Here is a 1,136-nt window from a genome sequence, read left to right as displayed (position 1 = left end):
GCTAGCTCAAACAGCTGGAAGAACACTCGCTTAATCAGAGGAATGACTTTGTTGCACTTGACTTGACAATTGGGGAAGAAAATTTTTCAAATACTTTTACTAACTTAATAACACTATTAGTAAAAGATATTATGGTTGTGGCCACTTATAAATACAGAGGACAAAACGATTCTTCATTATCTTTATGGCAAAAATTGGAAAAAATTTGGAATAAAATTAAACCAGAAATTAGTTTTGAAATCGATCCTATAAAAATAATTGTAAATGTAGAAAAGAATAACTCTAAATATAGTATAAATGGTCTTAGTGATGGAGAACGTTGTATATTGTTTTATATTGGTAATGTCCTTCTAGCTCCAGAAAATAGCTATATTATCGTTGATGAACCAGAAACATTTCTAAATGGTGCTGTTTATAATGAATTGTGGGATTTGCTCATATCAGAGCGACCTGATTGTCAATTTATTTTTGCTTCACATAATATGGACTTTGTTCAATCTAGAACAAATGCAACCTATGTCTGGTGTAAGGAATTTGAGGCACCTTATAATTTTGATTATGAGATTTTGGAAGAAATACAAGAAATACCTTTATCCTTATTAACTGAAGTATCTGGAACAAGAAAGCCAATTCTATTTTGTGAGGGAACAAAAACTAGCTTAGACTATCAGATATATTCCAAATTATTTAGTGAATTTTGTTTTGTAAAACCAGTTCAAGGACATAAACAGGTTATTCAACATACAATAGCTTATAATGATTTACAACCTATACACGGTAATATAGCATTTGGGATCATCGACAACGACTGGATGGATGAAAGTAGTATTCAAGTTTACAAAGAACAGAATATTTTTGTTCTTCCATTTAATGAAGTAGAGATGATACTTGTTGATGAAGCAGTTGTGAAGTCATGCTTACCATTTGATAATGACAAAGAAAAAGAACGAAAATTTGAAAATTTTCAACAAAGTATTATTGAATCTTGTAAAGCAAAGAAAGATAAAATAATAAGTATAGCATTGAAAAAGAGACTTGATGAATTCATGGAAAGTCATTTAATTGATAAATTGCAAGAATAAGTGCAACATTTACTTGAACTCATCCTCTAGAGCTTCACAAGCAGTTCTGTAAGC

The 1,136-nt window shown here is 30.3% G+C and carries 1 protein-coding gene; it reads left to right on the top strand.

Annotated elements, in window-relative coordinates; genetic code table 11:
• Nucleotides 1–62 precede the first annotated feature (62 nt).
• Nucleotides 63–1,082, top strand: a complete 1,020-nt coding sequence (locus tag K1J10_RS10510) for a DUF4435 domain-containing protein (RefSeq protein WP_223357337.1) — start codon at nt 63–65, stop codon at nt 1,080–1,082.
• Nucleotides 1,083–1,136: the final 54 nt, after the last annotated feature.

The organism is Streptococcus australis, assembly GCF_019930045.1.
Classification (GTDB): domain Bacteria; phylum Bacillota; class Bacilli; order Lactobacillales; family Streptococcaceae; genus Streptococcus; species Streptococcus australis_D.
The sequence above is the reverse complement of the archived record's forward strand: the minus strand, read 5'-3'. Positions and strand labels throughout refer to the sequence as shown.